The sequence below is a fragment of the Stappia sp. WLB 29 genome, from assembly GCF_023507705.1.
Classification (GTDB): domain Bacteria; phylum Pseudomonadota; class Alphaproteobacteria; order Rhizobiales; family Stappiaceae; genus Stappia.
Genome location: NZ_JALBGD010000002.1, coordinates 536,418 through 554,913 on the forward strand (window position 1 = coordinate 536,418; position 18,496 = coordinate 554,913).

The following is an 18,496-nucleotide window of genomic DNA, read 5'->3' on the forward strand; positions in this document are numbered from 1 at the left end:
TTGCTGTCCTCAGCCGTGATTGTGGACGACGGTCTTGATGTGAGAGAATTCGTGCAGCGCCGCGAAGCCCTTCTCGCGGCCGTGGCCGGACTTGCGGATGCCGCCGAAGGGCAGCTCGATGCCGCCGCCCGCGCCGTAGCCGTTGATGAAGACCTGGCCGCAATGCATCGCCTTGGCGACGCGCTGCTGGCGGCCGCCGTCGCGGGTCCAGATGCCGGCGACGAGGCCGTATTCGGTGCCGTTGGCGATGCGGATCGCCTCCGCCTCGTCGTCGAAGGGGATGGCGCACAGAACGGGTCCGAACACCTCCTCCTGGGCGATTCTGGAGTTCGGGTCGCAGGGGCCGAACAGGGCGGCGGCGACGTAGTAGCCGCCTTCCGGCGAGCCCTTGGCGATGCTGCCGCGGGCGACCAGCGGTGCATCGGCCTCGGCGATATAGGTCTCCACCCGCTTCTTCTGGCGGGCCGAGATCAGCGGCCCGAGCACGGCGTCCTCGCCGGAACCGGAGGCCGCGACCGCCTCGAAGCGGGTCTTCAGCTCGGCCATCACCTTGTCGTAGATGCCCCGCTGCAACAGCACGCGCGAGCCGGCCGAGCAGGTCTGGCCGCCGTTCTGGATGATGGCGTTGACCAGCACCGGATAGACCGCGTCGAGATCGGCATCGTCGAAGATGATCTGCGGCGACTTGCCGCCGAGCTCCAGCGTGCAGCCGATGAAGTTGCGCGCCGCCGCCGTCTGGATCAGCACGCCGACTTCCGGCGAGCCGGTGAAGGACAGGAAGTCGACCTTTCGATGCTCGGACAGGGCCTTGCCGGCGACCTCGCCGCGGCCGGTGACGATGTTGATGGCGCCGGCCGGGAAGCCGACCTCCATAGCCAGTTCGCCGATGCGCAGCGCCGTCAGGCAGGCGTCCTCCGCCGGCTTCAGCACGGTGGCGTTGCCCATGGCAAGTGCCGGGGCGATCGAGCGGCCGAACATCTGCGCCGGATAGTTCCACGGGATGATGTGGCCGGTGACGCCATGCGGCTCGCGCAGCACCTGCACGTTGTAGCCGTTGAGGAAGGGAATGACCTCGCCATGCACCTTGTCCGCGGCGCCGCCGTAATATTCGAAGTAGCGGGCCGTCGCGATCATGTCGGCGCGCGCCTGCTTGATCGGCTTGCCGTTGTCCATGGTCTCGAGCCGGGCGAGCGCCTCGGCCTCCTCCAGGATGCGGTTGCCGAGGCGCACCATCAGCCGGCCGCGCTCGGCCGCCGTCAGCTTGGACCAGGGCCCGCCGTCGAACGCGGCGCGGGCGGCCGCAACCGCCGCATCGACATCCTCGGGGCCGCTGTCGGCGATGCGGGTGAACACTTCGCCGTCGATGGGCGAGCGCACGTCCATCTCCTTGCCGGAGGCCGCCGGCACCCATTTCCCGTCGATCAGGTTGAGGGCGCGGGGCAGGGGGACGTTTGTGACAGTCATCAGTGGGTCCTTTCGTGCTCGAGCGAGCTTTCGGAGACTTCCCCGCGCTCGATCAGGAGCGTGCGGCTGGCGAAGCCGCGCAGCAGGGAGGGGTTGGATTCGGTGATGATCAGGGTCACCGTCCGGTCGGCGTCGCGCAACGCCTTCAGCGCCTCGGCATAGCGCAGGGCCAGCGCCGGGGCGAGACCCTGGAACGGCTCGTCGAGCATGATGAGGCGGGTGCCCAGCATCAGGGCGCGGCCGAGGGCGACCATCTTGCCCTGGCCGCCGGAGACGTTGCCGGCCGGGCGGCCGGCCATCGTCTTCAGCTCCGGCAGGATGTGGTAGACCCGGTCGAGCCGGCGTTTGGTCTCGGCCGCGTCCAGCTTGGCGACCTGCGCCGGCAGCAGGATGTTCTCCTCCACGGTGAAGGCGGAGAACAGCCGCCGGTCCTCCGGCGCATAGCCGATGCCGAGGCCCGGGCGTTTTGCCGGCAACAGGCCGGTGATGTCCTCGCCCTCGAAGCGGATGCTGCCGGTGACCGTGGTGAAGCCCATGATCGAGCGCAGCAAGGTGGTCTTGCCGGCGCCGTTGCGACCGATCAGGGCGACGGTCTCGGCGGCGGAGATGGTGACGTCGAGATTGCGCAGGATCGGGATGATGCCGATCGAGGCGCCGACATTGCTCAGTTCCAGCATCACACGGCCTCCCCGATGACGTCGCGGATCACGTCGGGATGGCGCAGGATTTCCTCCGGCGATCCCTGCATCTGCAGCCGGCCGGCGGCCCACACGGCCACCTCGTCGGCGTAGCGCGAGACGATGCCCATGTCGTGCTCGACGAAGACGCTCGTCACCTTCGCCTCGGACAGCGCCTTGACCAGGATTTCCATGATCTTGAACTTCTCCGAGGAGGCGACGCCCGAGGTCGGCTCGTCCATCAGCAGCAGCTTCGGCCGCAGGGCCAGCGCCACGGCGATGTCGACCAGCTTGCGCTGGCCTTCCGAGAGCTCCACCACCAGCCGGTCGGCGACATCGGCGCAGCCGACCATGTCGAGCAGGTGCAGCATCTCGGCCCGCTCGCGGATGCGGTGCAGGTTCTGCAAGGGATGGCGCAGCTGCTCGCGGGCAGCGGCCGAGATCAGCAGGTTTTCGAGCGCGGTGTGCTCGGTGAACAGCTGCGGGATCTGGAAGGCACGGGCAACGCCGAGGCGCACGATGCGGCGCGGCGGCAGCGGCGTGACGTCCTGGCCCTCGAAATAGACCTTGCCCCTGGTCGGCTTGATCCAGCCGGTGCAGATGTTGAGGAACGTCGTCTTGCCGGCGCCGTTCGGGCCGATGATGGCGAGGTTCTTGCCCCGCTCGATGGCGAGCGACACGTCGTCGGCGGCGACGACGCCGCCGAAGCTGATCTGCAGGTTGCGGGCTTCGAGAAGGATCTCGCTCATTCCGACCTCCCTTTGCCGGTCAGGCGGGCCAGCGCCGCATCGTAGATGCCGATCACGCCCTTGGGCGCGAACAGGATGATGACGAGCAGGAAGCCGCCGAGCACCATCTGCCACACGTCGCCGGCAAAGGCCGAGGCGTAGGTGCGGATGGTCTCGTAGATGACCGCGCCCACGAAGGCGCCGGCGACCGAGCCGGCACCGCCCAGCACGGCGATGAAGACCATCTCGCCCGAGCGGATCCACCAGGCGAATTCCGGCGTCACGACGCCCTGGACGATGCCCATGATGACGCCGCCGGTGCCGCACAGGGCCGCCGACAGGATGTAGCCGGACAGCAGCGCGCGCTGCGGCGAGACGCCGAGATATTGCAGGCGGGTCTCGTTGGTCTTGATGGTCTGGAAGATCTGCCCGGCGGGCGAGGCGAACCAGCGCATGGTGAACCAGCCGAGAAGGAGCACCAGGGCCACCGACAGGTAGAACATGATCAGCTCGAACGGGCCGCGCTCGAGCGCCATGCCGAACACGGTCGGGCGCGGTAGGCGGATGCCGTCGGCGCCGCCCGTGTAGTGGTAGAACTTCTCCAGGATCGACCAGAAGATCATCGAGAAGGCGAGGTTCAGCATGCCGAAGAAGATGCCGCGGTAGCGCACCACGAACAGGCCGACGATGATGCCGGACAGCACCGCGCCGGCAACCGCGACGACGAGCACCAGCACGAGGTCGGCGCCGGGCATGGAGGCCGACAGGAAGGCGGCGGCATAGGCGGCGATGGCGAAGTAGAGCGCGTGGCCGAACGAGACCTGGCCGGCGCGCAGCAGCACCGTCACGCCGACGACGGCGATGCCCTTGGCGAGCGCCAGGTTCATCAGGAGCTGAAGCTGCGGCGCGGCGAAGGGAATCGCGGCGACGGCGAGCACGAGAAGGGCCGGAATGGCCAGACGAAAGGTCATCCGTTCCTCCTCAGATCTTGCGGGCGGTCGGGCTGCCGAACAGCCCTTCCGGGCGCACCAGCAGGACGATCAGCATGATGAGATAGGGAACGAGCACCGCCGTCTCCGGCCAGACATAGACCGCGAAGGAGCGGCCGAGGCCGATCAGCAGCGCGGTGAAGGCCGCGCCCTCGATCTGGCCGAGACCGGCTGTCGCCACCACGGCGAAGGACAGCACGATCATGTCCGCGCCCATGCCCGGCAGGATCGAGGTGGTGGGCGAAGCCAGCGCGCCGCCGAGCCCGGCAAGGGCCGCGCCGACGATGAAGGTCACCAGGAACACCTTGTCGGCGTCGATGCCGATGGACTGGGCCGCTTCGCGGTCCTCGGTGGTCGCCAGGATCAGCTTGCCGAGGATGGTGTGGCGCAGGAAGAAGCGCAGGCCCACCAGCAGCGTCAAGGCCAGCAGCGGCAGCAGGATCAGCTGATAGACGGTGTAGTTGACGCCGAAGACCTTCACCATGCCGAGCGCCTGCAGCGCCGAGGCCTGGAAATAGGGCTGGGTACCCCAGACCAGCCGCTGCACGTCCTCCAGGATCATGAAGACCGCGAAGGTCACCAAGAGCTGGAGCACTTCCGGCTTGTTGTAGATCCGGCGCAGCAGCAGCCATTCGATGGGGCCGCCGAGCAGCACGCCGACCAGGACCGCCGAGACGATCATCAGCGGGAAGGCCAGCAGCGGCGCGAAGCCGAGCGCCAGCACGTAGCCGGTGAGCGTGGCCGTCAGATACGCGCCGACCGCATAGAGCGAGCCGTGCGCGACGTTGAGGATGCGCATCACGCCGAAGATCAGCGTGAGCCCCACGGCGACACTGAAGACGAGGGCCGCATAGGCGATGCCGTCGAACAGGGCCAGAAGGAAGATGGTGAGGTTCATGGTCGTCCATTCGGTCGATGGGCGGAACGGTCCGCAGGCTTGCCGCGGCGGCGTGTTTCGGAACCGCCCCGGACGGGTCACCGTCCGGGGCGGGCCGGGAGGAAGGCCGGGGGGAGCGGACCCAGGCACGCCTGCCCTGGTCCGCTCGTGCTGTCCCGGCGCTTCTTATTTTTCGTAGGTGTCGACTTTCACGCTCGCGGCATATTCCGGCGTGAGCTTGCTGACCCATTCGACGGATTCCTGCCCGACCGGGGTGGTCAGCGCTTCGCCGTCGAAGATCATGATGTTTTCCAGCGTGGCGAAGGGATAGTCGCCGGACTGGACGCTCATGCCGAGGAGCTGGGCCTCGATGCCCTGGTTGTCTTCGCGGATGGTGACCTCACGACCGAGGCCCTGGAAGGTCAGGCCCTCGAAGGCTGCGATGACCTCGTCCTCTTCCGGCCATTCGCCGCCCTTGGCCGCGATCGCCTTCTCGTAGGCCGCCTTCAGCGCGGCCAGCGCCTGCGACATGTGGAAGACCGGGTAGATCGCGTGGGCGCCGGTCTTCTCGCGGAACGCGGCCATGAACTCCTGGAAGTCCGCGTCGTCGCGACGGTCCGGATGCAGGAAGTAGTGGTCGCCGCGCGCGCCGACGATATGGCCGGCCGGCAGGGTCGAGCCGAGACGCTCCAGCGAGCTTTCGGCCAGCGGGATGACGAAGGTCGAGGTGTTCATCAGGCCGCGCTGGGCCGCCTGCTGGATGAACGTGTCGAGGTCGCCGCCCCAGGAGGTCGACAGGATGACGTCGGGCTGCATCGCCTGCAGGCGGGAGATCTCGGTCGAGAAGTCGGCGGCGCCGAACTTGGGGAAGAACTCGCCAACCACCTCGACGTCCGGCTTCAGGGCCTTCAGCGCGGCGGAGAAGATCTGCCAGCTGTCGCGGCCCCAGGCGTAGTCCTGGTTGACGACGGCGATGGTCTTGAAGTCCGGCTTCACCTTCAGCAGGTAGAGCACGGTGGCGAGCATTTCCGGCGTAGCGTTCGCCTGGGTCCGGAAGACGTACTTGTAGTCGTTCTGCTCGAAGATCTGCTGGGTGCCGCAGTCCCACATCAGGTTCAGGACCTGGAGGTCCTCCGCCAGCGGGGCGAGCGTCTGGCAGTTGCCGGAGGAGATCGCGCCCATCATGGCATGGGCGCCGCCCTCGACCTGGCGGCGGAACTCGGTGGTCAGCGCCTCGGCGCCGGCACCCTCGTCGATGAAGGACAGGGCGACCGGTACGCCGCCGATGCCGCCTTCGGCATTGAGCTTCTCGACGATGATCTCGGCCGCATCGCGCGCCGGCACGCCGAACACGGAGGCCGGGCCGGTGAGGAACGTGGTGATGCCGACCTTGAGCTCGGCCGGCTTTTCCGCCGCCAGCGCGGCGATCGGGGCAGCGAGGATCGCCGCCGTCGTGAGCAGGAATTTCCGCATGGTTTCACTCCCTTCGAGTAGCCGCGGGCGATTGCGTGCCGCCCGCGTGTCCGTTTGCCCGATCAGCGGATCGCGATCGGGTTGATGATCATCTGCACCGCGCCCTTGAGGCGGGCCTGGCCGAGAACGAAGAGGAACTCGTACGCCTCGTCCTTCGCCAGTTCGCGGGTATCCATGTTCTCCAGGATGTAGATGCCGTTCTGCGGCTGCAGGATCTGGTGGGCGCGGAATGCCTCGCCCTCGACCTCGGCCGGAACGACCTCCATGCCCCAGGTGTCGGCGCCCACCGCCATCACACCGAGTTCGGCGAGATATTCGGCGCCGCTGACGCCGAGGCCCGGCTCCGCCGCGCCGAAGCGCTTGGGATCCGGATTGGGCCCGTCGAGCAGGTTCATCCAGTTGGAGTTGAACAGGACGACGTCGCCCTCGCGCAGCTCGACGCCCTGCTGGGCGGCGGCGGCCTTGATGTCGTCGGCGGTGTAGGCCTTGCCTTCCTCGATCATGTCGACGCCGTAGAACTTGGCCATGTCGAGCAGCACGCCGCGGCCGACGAGGCCGGGCAGGTTGTGCAGGCCGAGTTCGGTCAGGCCCGCGGCCTTGGCGAAGTCGCCGGCTTTGTGGCCGTTGTAGTAGACATGGTCGATGCCGGCATGGCCGAGACCGTCGATCTGCGGGCCGATGCCGAGCCAGCCCATGAAGATGTCGTCGTTGTAGGTGAAGGCGTTTTCGCCCAGCCCGCTATTGGTGATCTGGTTGGGCTGGAGCACGGTCACGGACAGGCTGCGCGGCGGAAAGGCCGGCGTGTCGCTGCCGACGATCATGCCGAGGCTGTAGACCTTGCCGGTGTTGACGAGTTCGGCGGCCAGCTTGATGCGCTCCGGCGTCATCAGGTTCGCCGACCCGATCTGGTCGTCCTTGCCCCAGCGCGATTCCGTCCATTGGTGATTGTGATTGTCGGCCTGGGCAAGGCTGGTGGCGACGACGAGCGCGAGCCCGGCGAGCGCCGCAGTGCAGTTGAAGACCCTCATGGCTTTCCTCCCAAAGCATGTGAGATGAAGAAGCCTAGGTATTGCCGACAGGGTGCACCAATAATTTGCTTGGTGCTCGGCTATTGCAAAAACCTATGACTGAAGCCGAAAAGCCATTTAAGCTCTGTCTTCACGCGTGTTTGCCGCTAGCATCCGCCCGACAGCGGGGTGCGATCCGCCGGCCGGCACGGCCCTGAGGGTGCACCATCGCAAGCAAACGGGCAACGCCGCGCTGCGGCGGCGGCGACCCTAGAGACAAAAGGGTGGAGACATGAAGATCACGGCGGCGGTGCTGGAGCGGGGCGAGGTCAAGGGCAACTACGCGGCGGAAAAGCCGCTGACCGTGCGCGAGGTCGAGCTGGCGCCGCCCGGTCCCGGCGAGGTCTTGATCCGCATCGCGGCCGCCGGCGTGTGCCATTCCGACCTCTCGGTGATCAACGGCACGCGGCCGCGTCCGCTGCCGATGGTGCTCGGCCACGAGGCCTCCGGCTATGTCGAGGAGGTCGGCGCCGGCGTCGACGACCTTGCGCCCGGCGATCATGTCGTGTGCATCTTCGCCCCCGGCTGCGGCCGTTGCACCCCTTGCGCGGAAGGCCGGCCGGCCTTGTGCGAGAAGGCGGCGAAGCATCACGGCGTCGGCGAGCTGATGACCGGCCATCGCCGGTTGTCGATGGACGGGCGGCCCGTCCACCATCACGTCGGCATCTCCGCCTTCGCCAGCCATGCGGTGGTCGCGCGCCAGTCGCTGGTCAAGGCCGACCAGGACATCGCCCCGCACATCTCGACGCTGTTTTCCTGCGCCATGCTGACGGGCGCCGGCGCGGTATTCAACACCGCCCATATCAAGCCGGGCGCCAAGGTCGCGGTGGTCGGCATCGGCGGCGTCGGCATGGCCGCGATCCTCGGCGCGGCAGCCGCCGGAGCCGGGCAGATCGTCGCCATCGACCCGTTCGAGAACAAGCTCGAGGTCGCCCGCCAGATGGGCGCGACCGATGCGGTCAAGGCGGGCGAGGGCGTCGTCGAGGCGGTGCGGGACCTCACCGGCGGCGGCGTCGACTACGCGTTCGAGCTGGCCGGCTCGGTGCGAGCGCTGGAGACCGCCTACGACATCACCCGGCGCGGCGGCACCACGGTCACCGCCGGCCTGCCGCATCCGGATTCTCGCATGGCGCTCAACGCGCTGAAGCTGGTCGCCGAGGAGCGCTCGCTGAAGGGCAGCTATATCGGCTCCTGCGTGCCACAGCGCGACCTGCCGCGCATGTTCGCGCTGCATCGCCGCGGCCTGCTGCCGGTGGAGAAGATGCTGAGCCACCGGCTGCCGCTTGCCGACATCAACCTGGCGATGGACCGCCTGGAAGACGGTTCGGCGATCCGCCAGGTGGTGGAGATCGGTTGAAAACCGGCTAATCTGCCCTCCATGGACATCCGCCACCTTCGCTATTTCATCGCCATTTCCGAGGCGCCGTCGCTCTCCGCGGCGGCGCAGGTGCTGGGCGTCGCCCAGCCGTCCCTGTCGCAATACGTCCAGCGCATGGAGCAGGAGCTCGGCGTGCAGCTGGTCGAGCGCTCGCCGCGCGGCACGATGCTGACCGAGGAAGGGCACCTCCTGGTGCGCCATGCCCGCGAGATCTGCGCCAGCATGGAGCATTGCATCTCGGAGATGCGCGATCTCGGCGGCGGCATCCGCGGCAAGGTCGGCTTCGGCATGCCGCCCTCGGTGTCGATGGTGATGTCGGTGCCGCTGGCCGAGACCGTGCGGGTCGAGCTGCCGGACGTGCGGCTGCGCGCCATCGAGGCGATGAGCGGCTACATCAAGAGCTGGATCGAGGACGAGACGGTCGATATCGGCTTCATCTACGACCTGGAGAAGGTCGAGCATTTCCGCATCATCCATGTGCTGGACGAGCAGCTGTTCTTCTTCTCCGCGCCGGACACCTGGCCGCTCGACACCCCGCCGGGAACGCCGGTGCCGATGCAGGCGCTGGAAAAGCTGGAGATGATCCTGCCCGGCGTTTCGCACGGGCTGCGCAAGACCATCGAGCGGCACGCGGCGGCCTGCGACGTCGATCTCAACGTGGTCATCGAGATGGACGCGATGACCCAGATCAAGGAGCTGGTGGCGCGCGGCTCCGGCCACACGATCTTCGCGCCCGCCGCCGTGCACGACTTCGTCGCCCGCGGCGAGCTGCTCAAGGCGCCCATCGTCGAGCCGACGATCTCGCGTCCGGTCTATCTCGTCAGCAAGCCGGCCCGCTCGATGAGCCGGGCCTGCCGCGCGGTCGAGCAGATCACGCTGGAGGTCGCCCGCGACCTGGTGCGGCGCGGCATCTGGGAAGGCGACCTGATCGAGAGCTGAGGCTCTTTCTAACGAGCCGTCGCTTGCATGGTGACAACCCCATCCTCGTCGCGCCGCACGCGCAGCGCCAAACCGCCGTCCTCGCCCTCGCGCGCTTCGACGCTCACCGGCCTCCCGCAGGTCAGCGGCGACAACCCGCGATAGGTGAAGGCTGCGGGGAGCTTGCCGAGCAGCGAGGCGGCAAGGTTCTGCATCCAGATCGACTGCAGCGGCCCGTGCACCACCAGCCCGTCATAGCCTTCCACGCCGGTGGCGTAGGGCTGGTCGTAGTGGATGCGGTGGCCGTTGAAGGTCAGCGCCGAATAGCGGAACAGCAGCGTCGGCGTCGGCGTCACCTGCCAGCGCGCCAGCAGCGCCTGCCAGTCTTCTGCCGGCTGCGGTGCGGTGCCGGCGCCGGGCTTGGGGTCCTCGCGATAGACGATGTCGTGGCGCTCGACGACATGGGCCTCGCCCGCCACCTCGTAGACATGGTCCAGCGTGACGAAACCGAGCGGCCCGCTGCGGCCCTGCTTGAAGGTCACGTCGCGGATCGTCGTCACGCGCGTCACCTCGTCGCCGGGCGAAAAGGCCTTGCGGTATTCCAGGTGGCCGCCCGCCCACATGCGCCGGGGCAGGGGGAGCACCGGCAGGAAGATGCCGGTGCGCGGATGGCCGTCGCGGCCGAGATCCGCCGGCTCCACCACGTCGGGCGCCAGGCACCAGTGCACGCCGGCCGGAACGTCGGTCTGCCACAGCATGCCCGACAGGGTCGCCCGGTAGCGCTCCAGCAGCTCGCGGTCGAGCGCCTCGCTCACCCGCCTTTGCTTGCCGATCCACTGCGCATAGTCGCTCATGCCCGTGCTCCCACCAGGGCGCCGAGGTCGGCGGCGGTGAGCGTGTCGAGCTTTTCGACCGCCTGCCGCAGCCGTTCGCCCTCTTCGCCGAGCAGCGCCTTCGCCTTGGCGGAGAGGCCGGCGGACAGCTCCGCCTCGCCGAGCCGGCGGGCAAGATCGTGCGAGAAGGCGATGCTGCGCCCGTCCTTCAGCCGGAGCAGGCCCTTGGCCTGCATGTCGCTCAAGGCCGGGTCGCCGTCGACGGTGATGCTGTCGGCGAAGACGGCGAGCTGCGGATCGGCGGCGAGCGCGTCGGTATAGGTGTCGTCGCGCGCGGTATCGCGCCCGTCCAGCACCATGCCGGCCAGCCAGGCATAGCTGAACTTCACCTCCAGCCCGGTGCGCGGCGCCTTGATGTCGCAGACCGACAGCCAGCGCGGGTTGGTGTGCAGCACCATCGCCGCGACATCGTCGACGCCGATGCCTTCCTGCCCACGCACCGTGCGCAGCGCCTCGATCATCGCATGGGTGCCGTGGCAGCAGGCATGCAGCTTGTACTTGATGTCCTCGAACAGGAACGTCTCCGGCGGCGGCGACTGCCAGGCGGCCTCCGGATCGGGCGTGTCGGAATGGGTGGGGATGAAGCCTTGCGCGTTCATCAACCCGTCGTCGGCGGAGGTGAAGCCGAGGGCCGCGAGCCTTGCGCATTCGACGCCATTGGCGGCGGCGATGCCCGCATTGTAGGGCTTGCCCATGGTGCCGAACTGCGACTTGAGGCCGGAGGCGCGGGTGGCGCACAGGCCGAGGGCGACGCGCATCTGCTCGCGGGTCAGGCCGAAGAGGCGCCCGGCGGCAATCGCCGCGCCGAAGGCGCCGGCCGTCGCCGTCTGATGGAAGCCGCGATTGTAGTGGACGGACCCCAGCGCCATGCCGATGCGGATGGAGCCTTCCGCGCCGACGAGGAAGGCTTCGACCACGGCCCGGGCGGCCGCGCCCATCGTCTCGCCGGCGGCAAGCGCCGCCGGATAGATGCCGACGGAGGTATGGCCGATATGGCCGAAATGGGTGTCGTCGTAGTCGAGCGCGTGGCTGGTCGCGCCGTTGACCAGCGCGGCCATGCGCGCCGGGGCGGGCGCGCCGCCGAAGACCGAGGCCGTGCCGCGGCCGCCTTCTTCCTCCGCAAGCTGGCGCAGCTTGCCCGCCAGCGGCTCGGTGATGCCGGCCCGCCCGCAGACCAGCCAGTCGAACAGCGAGAAGCGGGCCATGGCGAGTGCCGGAGCCGGCAACTCGTCGGCGGGTGTCATGGCAAGGTCGAGGATGCGGTCGATCAGCGTCATGCCTTCGGGGCCCCGTAGGATTTCGGCAGGCCGAGCACCTGCTCGGCGATGAAGCACAGGATCAGGTTGGTGGAGATCGGCGCCACCTGGTAGAGCCGCGCCTCGCGGAACTTGCGCTCCACGTCGTATTCCTCGGCGAAGCCGAAGCCGCCATGGGTCTGCAGGCAGGCCTCGGCCGCTTCCCAGCTGGCGTCGGCGGCCAGCATCTTGGCGCTGTTGGCTTCCACCCCCGGATTGTGGCCGGCATCGTACATGGCGGCGGCACGGTAGACGATGGCCTCGGCCGCCATCATGTGCGCATAGGCGCGGGCGAGCGGGAACTGCACGCCCTGGTTTTGGCCGATCGGCGCGCCGAAGATCACCCGCTCCTTGGCGTAATTGGAGCCCTTCTCGATGAACCACTTGGCATCGCCGATGCACTCGGCGGCGATCAGGATGCGCTCGGAATTCATGCCCGACAGGATGTAGCGGAAGCCCTTGCCTTCCTCGCCGATCAGACTGGAGGCGGGGATGCGCGCATTGTCGAAGAAGATCTCCGTCGTCGCGTGGTTGATCATCGTGCGGATCGGGCGGATCTCGACGCCGTTGCCCTTGAGCTCGCGCAGGTCGATGAGGAACACCGACAGGCCGTCGGTCTTCGACTTCACCTGGTCGCGCGGCGTCGTGCGGGCCAGCAGAACCATCAGGTCGGAGTGCTCGGCGCGGGAGATCCAGATCTTCTGGCCGTTGACGATGTAGTCGTCGCCATCGCGCTTTGCCGTCGTCTTCAGCGCCAGCGTGTCGGTGCCGCTGGTCGGCTCGGTCACGCCGAAGGCCTGCAGGCGCAGCGTGCCGTCGGCGATGCCGGGCAGATACTTCTGCTTCTGCTCGTCGCTGCCGTGCCGCAGCACGGTGCCCATCGTGTACATCTGGGCGTGGCAGGCGGCGGCGTTGCAGCCGTTGCGGTGGATCTCCTCCAGGATCACGGCGGAGGCCGACAGGTTCAGGCCCGACCCGCCATATTCCTCCGGGATCATCGCGGCGAGATAGCCCTCGCGGATCAGGGCGTCGACGAAGTCCTTGGGATAGGCGCGGCGCGCATCGAGGTCGCGCCAGTATTCGCCGGGGAACTCGGCGCAGACCTTGGCGACACCGTCGCGAATGGCACTGTATTCGGCTGTCGGATCGAAGGCGTTCATGGTCTTTCCTGAGAACTTGGGTGGACCGAGGCACGCGGGCCGGCCCGGAAATTCGGCTGGCCGCAAAATCGCAGGTCCGGCGGCCGGCCGGAAATATCTTTGCATGCACGGAGCTATTGCGCAGCCCTATAGCCTTGCGCGGTCCGGTCGCGCGCGCATACGGGCGCCGTCCCTCGCCCATGTGGCGGGCGCGGCGGGGTTTTTCGCCATGTTTGCGGACCCGTCGGGGCGGGCCGGGCTATTGCGGAATGACGGCGATGCCGTGCCCCTTGGGCAGCAGCCGCACCTCGGCACCGGCGCCGACCTCGTCGCCATCAGCGGGCGCGACGACGAAGAGTTCGCCGAGCGGCGTCTCGATCTCGTATTCCATGTGCTTGCCGAGATAGCTGGCGGTCCTCACCGTTCCGGTCAGCCCGCCGGCATCGCTGGCCGCAAGCGGCGCAAGGCGCAGCGCGTCGGGCCGCAGGGCGACCTTCACCGGGCCGGGCGCGAGGCCGCGCGCGGGCGCCTCGACGCTGGCGCCGGCAAGGTCCAGCACCGCCGTGTCGCCGGCAACGCTGGCGATGGTGCCGTCGACCACGTTGGCATCGCCGATGAAGTCGGCGACGAAGAGGTTCGCCGGCGCATTCCACAATTCGCGCGGGCTCGCCTTCTGGGCGATGCGGGCATTCGACATGACGATGACCTCGTCGGAGACGGCCAGCGCCTCCTCCTGGTCGTGGGTGACATAGACCACCGTCAGGCCGAGATCCTTCTGCAGCGCGCGGATGTCCTCGCGCACCTTGCGGCGCAGCCGTGCATCGAGGTTCGACAGCGGTTCGTCGAACAGCAGGATCGAGGGTTCCAGCACCAGCGCGCGGGCGACGGCGACGCGCTGCTGCTGGCCGCCGGACAGTTCCGAGGGCAGCCGCGTGTCGTAGCCGGACAGGCCCAGCAGGCCGAGCTTCTCGCGCGCCATCTCGGCCGCCTGCGCCTTGCCGATGCCGGACGAGCGCGGCCCGTACATGACGTTGTCCAGCACGTTCATATGCGGGAACAGCGCATAGGACTGGAACACCATGGTGACGTCGCGCTCGGCCGCCGACAGATGCGTCACGTCCTTGCCGTCGATCAGGATTCTGCCCTCGCTCGCCAGTTCCAGCCCGGCGATCATCCGCAAGGTGGTGGTCTTGCCGCAGCCGGAGGGGCCGAGCAGCGTCGTCAGCGATCCGGCCTCGCAGCGGAAGGAGACGTCGTCCACGGCGGTCACCGCGCCGTAGCGCTTGGTGACGCCGATGAAGTCGAGGCTTGCCGGTCCCATCAGTGTCCCCCTGCGGCGATGGCTTCGCTGCCGCGCCGGCCCAGCCGTGCCTCGCCGACGAGGAGACGGATGGTGGCGATGGCAACGATCATGAAGACGATCATGAAGGCGCAATAGGCGATGGCGAGCGAGTATTCACCCGCCTCCACCCGGCCGACGATATAGGCGGTCGCCATGTTGTAGCGCGCCGTGACGAGGAAGATGATCGCCGAGACCGCCGTCATCGCATGCACGAAGGAGAAGATCAGGGTGGCGACGATGGCCGGCTTCATCAGGGGCAGCACGACGGCGACCAGCGTGCGGCCCGTGCGGGCGCGCAAGGTGGCCGAGGCCTCGTCCAGCGAGGGATCGATCTGCGAAAGCGCCGCGATGCCGGCCCGCACGCCGACCGGCATGTTGCGGAAGACGAAGCAGGCGATGAGGATGAAGCCGGTGCCGGTGATCTCCACCGGCGGCACGTTGAAGGCGAGGATATAGGCGACGCCGATCACCGTGCCGGGAATGGCGAAGGACAGCATGGTCAGGAATTCCAGCGACCTGCGGCCGTGGAATTTCTGGCGCGCCAGCACATAGGCGGTCAGCAGGCCGATGATCGCCGTCAGCGGCGCTGCCGCCGCCGAGACCAGCACCGTGGTCCAGAAGCTGTCCCAGGCCGAGCCGGCCCAGAACAGGCCGTTGTCGGTCCACTCCACCAGGAAGCCGGTGCGCAGGTGATCGAGCGTCGGCGTCATGTCGAAGCGGCCGATATCCTTCACGAACCCGCCGATCAGCACGATCGAGTAGACCGCGATGGTCAGGCCGATCCAGGGAATGATGACGCTCCACAGGCCGGCGGGCAGGCCCTTGGGCAGGGCGGCCGGCACGCCGCTGTCGCCCTTGCCCGACACGGTGACGAAGGAGGCGTTGGCGAGCAGGCGCATCTGCAGCAGGAAGGCGGCGAGCGTGAAGGCGAGCAGCACCATGGCGAGCACCGCGGCGCGGCCCGGCTCGTGCTGGGCGCCGACGACGGCGAAGAAGATCTTGGTCGACAGCACCTCGAAATTGCCGCCGAGCACCAGCGGGTTGCCGAAGTCGGCAAGGCTCTCGACGAAGGCGAGCAGGTAGGTGTTGGCGATGGCCGGCAGCAGCAGCGGCAGCGTCACGGTCATGAGGATGCGGGTGCGGGTGGCGCGCAGGGTCTGCGCGGCCTCCTCCAGCGTCGGCGACAGGGCCTTCAGCGAGCCGACCAGGATCAGGAAGGACAGCGGCACCTGCGACAGGACCTGCGCCAGCAGCACGCCGGGCAGGCCGTAGAGCCAGCGCGAGCGGGGAATGCCGAACCAGTCCCACAGGGCGCCGGTGACGAGGCCGGTGCGCCCGAACAGCACGATCAGGGCGAGGCCGATGACGAAGGGCGGCGTGATGATCGGCAGGATGGCGAGCGCGTCGAAGGCGCGCGGGAAGCGCACGTTGGTACGCACCGCGAGCAGCGCCAGCCCGAGCGCCAGCGTCGTGGAGAAGAAGGCGGCGAGAATGCCGAGAATGACGGTGTTGGGGGCAACGCCGCAGCGTGCCGTCGACCAGAGGCAGGCGAGCGACCAGATGTCGCCCTGCAGCAGCCGGTCGAGGAAGACGGCGGCGCGCGCCTCGCTTTCCCCTTGAAAGGCCTCGGACAGCATCCGCAGCACCGGCCAGAACACGAAGAGCACCACCAGCGTGCCGATGGTGATGACGCTGACCGAGACGAAGCGGTCGTTGCGGAAGGCGCCGAAGCGGGCGATGGCGCCGGCGAAAAGCGCGACGAGGGCGAGGGCGAGAATGCCGGCGCCCGGACCGATGGGGCGGCCGACCTCGTTGTCGGCAAAGCCGATCCCGGCGGCAAGGGCCGGGAAGAAGCCGGCGAGGATCATCGCGACGAGCGCCAGCATGCCGCCGACCGCCCCGAAAAGGGCGCTGGCGCGCTGGGCCCCGGCAAAGCTCGCGCCGGCCGCAAGGACCAGCGCCAGACAGCCGAGCGCGGGCGCCGCATGGCCGGCGGCAAGCGCCCCGGCCAGGCGGGTTCCGTCGTCGGCATGGTAGGCCAGCGCCGCCGGGCCGATCAGTCCGGCGGCGGCCAGGATCACCGGGAAACGGTCGATCATCGCGATGCGGTCGGTGGGGGGACGGTGGCGCGCCTTACTTCGGCGCGGCACCGACCTCCGTATCCCACTTGGACAGCAGGCGGGTGCGTTCGGCCGACGAACCGTATTTGGCGAAGTCGTAGTCGATCAGCTTGATCGTCGACAGGTCGGGCGCGCCCTCGGGCGCCTTGGCCGACTTGTTCGACGGCACCTGATAGGACTTGGCCTCCGCGCCGAGGGCCTGGGCCTCGGCGGTCAGCGCCCAGTCGTACCACTTCTTGGCGTTGTCCATGTTCGGGGCGCCCTTGATGATCGACATGGAGCCGATCTCGTAGCCGGTGCCCTCGCACGGGGAGACGACCTTGACCGGCGCGCCCTGCACGGCCTGGGTGACCGCATCGTGCTGGAAGGTGATGCCGATCAGCGTCTCGCCGGTGGCGGCGGCACGCGCCGGAGCGGCGCCCGACTTGGTGTACTGGTTGATGTTCTTGTGCAGGGCCTTCATGTAGTCGAAGGCCTTGTCCTCGCCCATCAGCTGCACCAGGGTCGCGACCATCGTGTAGGACGTGCCCGACGAGTTCGGGTTGGCGACCTGCACCTCGTCGCGGAACTCCTCGCGCAGAAGGTCCGACCAGCAGGCCGGCTCCGGCGCGCCGGTGGAGGCCAGCATCTCGGTGTTGAACGAGTAGCCGAGCGCGCCGGCGTAGATGCCGACGGTCTTATGGCCCGACTGCTCGGCCTGCGATACCGCCCAGGGCTGCAGTTCGGCCAGCATCGGCGACTTGTATTCGACCGTCAGGTCCTCTTCGGCCGCCTGTAGGTGCGGGTCGCCGGTGCCGCCCCACCACACGTCGCCGCGCGGATTGGCGGCTTCCGCTTTGATCTGGGCGAAGGTTTCGCCGGACGACTTGCGGGTCATGTTGACCTTGATGCCGGTTTCGCGCTCGAAGGCCTGGACCATCGGGCGGCACCATTCTTCCTGCACGGAGCAATAGACGGTGAGCTCGCCGGACGCCGAGGCGGGCACGGCCCACATCAGGCCGGCAAGGCCGAAGGCGGCGCCCGACGCAAGCGCCTGCAGGCTGATAGCGATCTTCATGGTTCTCCTCCCTTTACGATGCATCGTTGCAAAGCTGTGCATTCGTTGGTTCAAATTGGACGGCGCAGCGCCGGCCGTCAATCTCCTGTCTGCGACGCGGCGTCTTTTCGGCGCGGCGCCGGGGCGAGCGGCAGGCCGGTGACGCGCGCTGCATCCTCGGCGATGCCGGGGGCTGCGACGATGATCGGGTTGCCGCGGGTCCAGTCGCCGCTGAAGAAGTCGCTGACGCGGGCGCCCGCCTCGCTGGCGATGACGACGCCGGCGGCCACGTCCCAGGAGTTGATGTGGCCTTCCAGATAACCGTCGCTGCGTCCGCAGGCGACGGAGGCAAGGCCCATCGCGCCGGAGGCAGAGCGCTTGACATTGGCGCCGGCCTCGAACAGGGCCCGGACATTGTCGATGTAGCCGGCGACCGGCAGGCGCGGCGACCAGCCGTGTTCCAGCGTGGCACGGGTGATCGTATCGGTGGCGGCGACCCGGATCGGCTTGCCGTTCAGCGTGGCGCCGTGGCCGCGGCGGGCGAGATAGGTCTCACTGAGCGCGGGGGCGGCGATGCAGCCGAGTTCCGGCGTGCCGTCCAGGAGGAAGCCGATGGAAATGCACCAGGTCGTGTCGCCATGGGCGAAGTTGGCGGTGCCGTCGATCGGATCGACGATCCACATGCGCTCGCTCACCTCGCCGCCGCCTTCCTCGCCCAGCACGCTGTCCTGCGGGAAGACTTCGGCGATGCGCGAGCGGATCAGGGCTTCCACCGCGCCGTCGGCCTCGGTGAGCCAGTCCTGGGCGCCTTTCAGGGAGATCGCCATGGCGTCGCGGTTCTCGAAATACCGCATCGCCAGGGCCGCGGCTTCCGCGGCAAGTCCCTGAAGAGCAAGAAAACGCAACGTCACTTCGGGGTTGGCGGATCCGCTCATGCTTTCCTCTTACTTAGCCGACAAATATCTGTCATCATTGTTTTTCCACGTATTCAGCCGACGGAAAAGCGTTTTCCTCGGCATGTTGCCGCCATTATTCCCTGTCAGAATCAGCAATCTGGCCGGAAAATGGGAGGCAGGACACCGGATCATGGCGCCGGCGCC

The 18,496-nt window shown here is 68.2% G+C and carries 16 protein-coding genes; 2 read left to right on the forward strand and 14 right to left on the reverse strand.

All coding sequences use genetic code 11. The annotated features are described in order from the left end of the window. Nucleotides 1–9 precede the first annotated feature (9 nt). The 7 genes from MNI96_RS05845 to MNI96_RS05875 form a co-directional block, all read right to left on the reverse strand. On the reverse strand, nt 10–1,464 hold the full coding sequence (locus MNI96_RS05845) for an aldehyde dehydrogenase family protein (protein WP_249691194.1): 1,455 nt from the start codon (nt 1,462–1,464) through the stop codon (nt 10–12). Next, nucleotides 1,464–2,141 carry an ABC transporter ATP-binding protein gene (locus MNI96_RS05850; protein ID WP_249691196.1) on the reverse strand — a complete coding sequence of 226 codons (678 nt, stop codon included), beginning with the start codon at nt 2,139–2,141 and terminating at the stop codon, nt 1,464–1,466. The genes MNI96_RS05845 and MNI96_RS05850 overlap by 1 nt, the downstream gene beginning before the upstream one ends. Beyond that, on the reverse strand, nt 2,141–2,890 hold the full coding sequence (locus MNI96_RS05855; protein WP_249691199.1) for an ABC transporter ATP-binding protein: 750 nt from the start codon (nt 2,888–2,890) through the stop codon (nt 2,141–2,143). The genes MNI96_RS05850 and MNI96_RS05855 overlap by 1 nt, the downstream gene beginning before the upstream one ends. Further along, a complete protein-coding gene (locus MNI96_RS05860) occupies nt 2,887–3,840 on the reverse strand; it encodes a branched-chain amino acid ABC transporter permease (RefSeq protein WP_249691200.1) in 954 nt (317 codons plus the stop codon). Before MNI96_RS05860 ends, MNI96_RS05855 begins: the two co-directional genes overlap by 4 nt. A 10-nt stretch (nt 3,841–3,850) precedes the next feature. Continuing rightward, nucleotides 3,851–4,756 carry a branched-chain amino acid ABC transporter permease gene (locus MNI96_RS05865; RefSeq protein WP_067219993.1) on the reverse strand — a complete coding sequence of 302 codons (906 nt, stop codon included), beginning with the start codon at nt 4,754–4,756 and terminating at the stop codon, nt 3,851–3,853. 165 nt (nt 4,757–4,921) lie between these two features. Further along, nucleotides 4,922–6,208, reverse strand: coding sequence for an ABC transporter substrate-binding protein (locus MNI96_RS05870; RefSeq protein WP_249691203.1), 1,287 nt, complete (start codon nt 6,206–6,208; stop codon nt 4,922–4,924). Between the two features lie 62 nt (nt 6,209–6,270). Next, nucleotides 6,271–7,236 (reverse strand): cyclase family protein, encoded by a 966-nt coding sequence (locus MNI96_RS05875; protein ID WP_249691205.1) that lies wholly within the window; start codon nt 7,234–7,236, stop codon nt 6,271–6,273. 271 nt (nt 7,237–7,507) lie between these two features. Between MNI96_RS05875 and MNI96_RS05880 the strand changes: the two genes are divergently transcribed. Together MNI96_RS05880 and MNI96_RS05885 are read left to right on the forward strand one after the other, a co-directional pair. Next, nucleotides 7,508–8,632, forward strand: a complete 1,125-nt coding sequence (locus MNI96_RS05880; protein WP_067335824.1) for a zinc-binding dehydrogenase — start codon at nt 7,508–7,510, stop codon at nt 8,630–8,632. A 21-nt stretch (nt 8,633–8,653) separates the two neighbouring features. Then, on the forward strand, nt 8,654–9,592 hold the full coding sequence (locus MNI96_RS05885; RefSeq protein ID WP_249691207.1) for a LysR family transcriptional regulator: 939 nt from the start codon (nt 8,654–8,656) through the stop codon (nt 9,590–9,592). A gap of 8 nt (nt 9,593–9,600) precedes the next feature. On the opposite strand, the gene MNI96_RS05890 is transcribed toward MNI96_RS05885, so the two are convergent. The 7 genes from MNI96_RS05890 to MNI96_RS05920 all read right to left on the reverse strand — a co-directional run bounded on the left by MNI96_RS05890 (nt 9,601) and on the right by MNI96_RS05920 (nt 18,331). Continuing rightward, on the reverse strand, nt 9,601–10,425 hold the full coding sequence (locus tag MNI96_RS05890; protein ID WP_249691209.1) for an HTD2 family dehydratase: 825 nt from the start codon (nt 10,423–10,425) through the stop codon (nt 9,601–9,603). After that, the gene (locus tag MNI96_RS05895) at nt 10,422–11,741 is read right to left on the reverse strand and encodes an MmgE/PrpD family protein (RefSeq protein ID WP_249691211.1); all 1,320 of its coding nucleotides are present in this window, start codon (nt 11,739–11,741) and stop codon (nt 10,422–10,424) included. The genes MNI96_RS05890 and MNI96_RS05895 overlap by 4 nt, the downstream gene beginning before the upstream one ends. Continuing rightward, nucleotides 11,738–12,919 (reverse strand): acyl-CoA dehydrogenase family protein, encoded by a 1,182-nt coding sequence (locus tag MNI96_RS05900; protein ID WP_249691214.1) that lies wholly within the window; start codon nt 12,917–12,919, stop codon nt 11,738–11,740. The genes MNI96_RS05895 and MNI96_RS05900 overlap by 4 nt, the downstream gene beginning before the upstream one ends. Nucleotides 12,920–13,157: 238 nt before the next feature. Continuing rightward, a complete protein-coding gene (locus MNI96_RS05905; protein WP_249691216.1) occupies nt 13,158–14,219 on the reverse strand; it encodes an ABC transporter ATP-binding protein in 1,062 nt (353 codons plus the stop codon). Next, complete coding sequence (locus MNI96_RS05910; RefSeq protein WP_249691218.1) at nt 14,219–16,390, reverse strand: ABC transporter permease; 2,172 nt, start codon at nt 16,388–16,390, stop codon at nt 14,219–14,221. The genes MNI96_RS05905 and MNI96_RS05910 overlap by 1 nt, the downstream gene beginning before the upstream one ends. After that, complete coding sequence (locus MNI96_RS05915; protein WP_349629123.1) at nt 16,374–17,417, reverse strand: ABC transporter substrate-binding protein; 1,044 nt, start codon at nt 17,415–17,417, stop codon at nt 16,374–16,376. Before MNI96_RS05915 ends, MNI96_RS05910 begins: the two co-directional genes overlap by 17 nt. A 77-nt stretch (nt 17,418–17,494) precedes the next feature. Next, nucleotides 17,495–18,331 (reverse strand): inositol monophosphatase family protein, encoded by an 837-nt coding sequence (locus MNI96_RS05920; RefSeq protein ID WP_249691220.1) that lies wholly within the window; start codon nt 18,329–18,331, stop codon nt 17,495–17,497. Nucleotides 18,332–18,496: the final 165 nt, after the last annotated feature.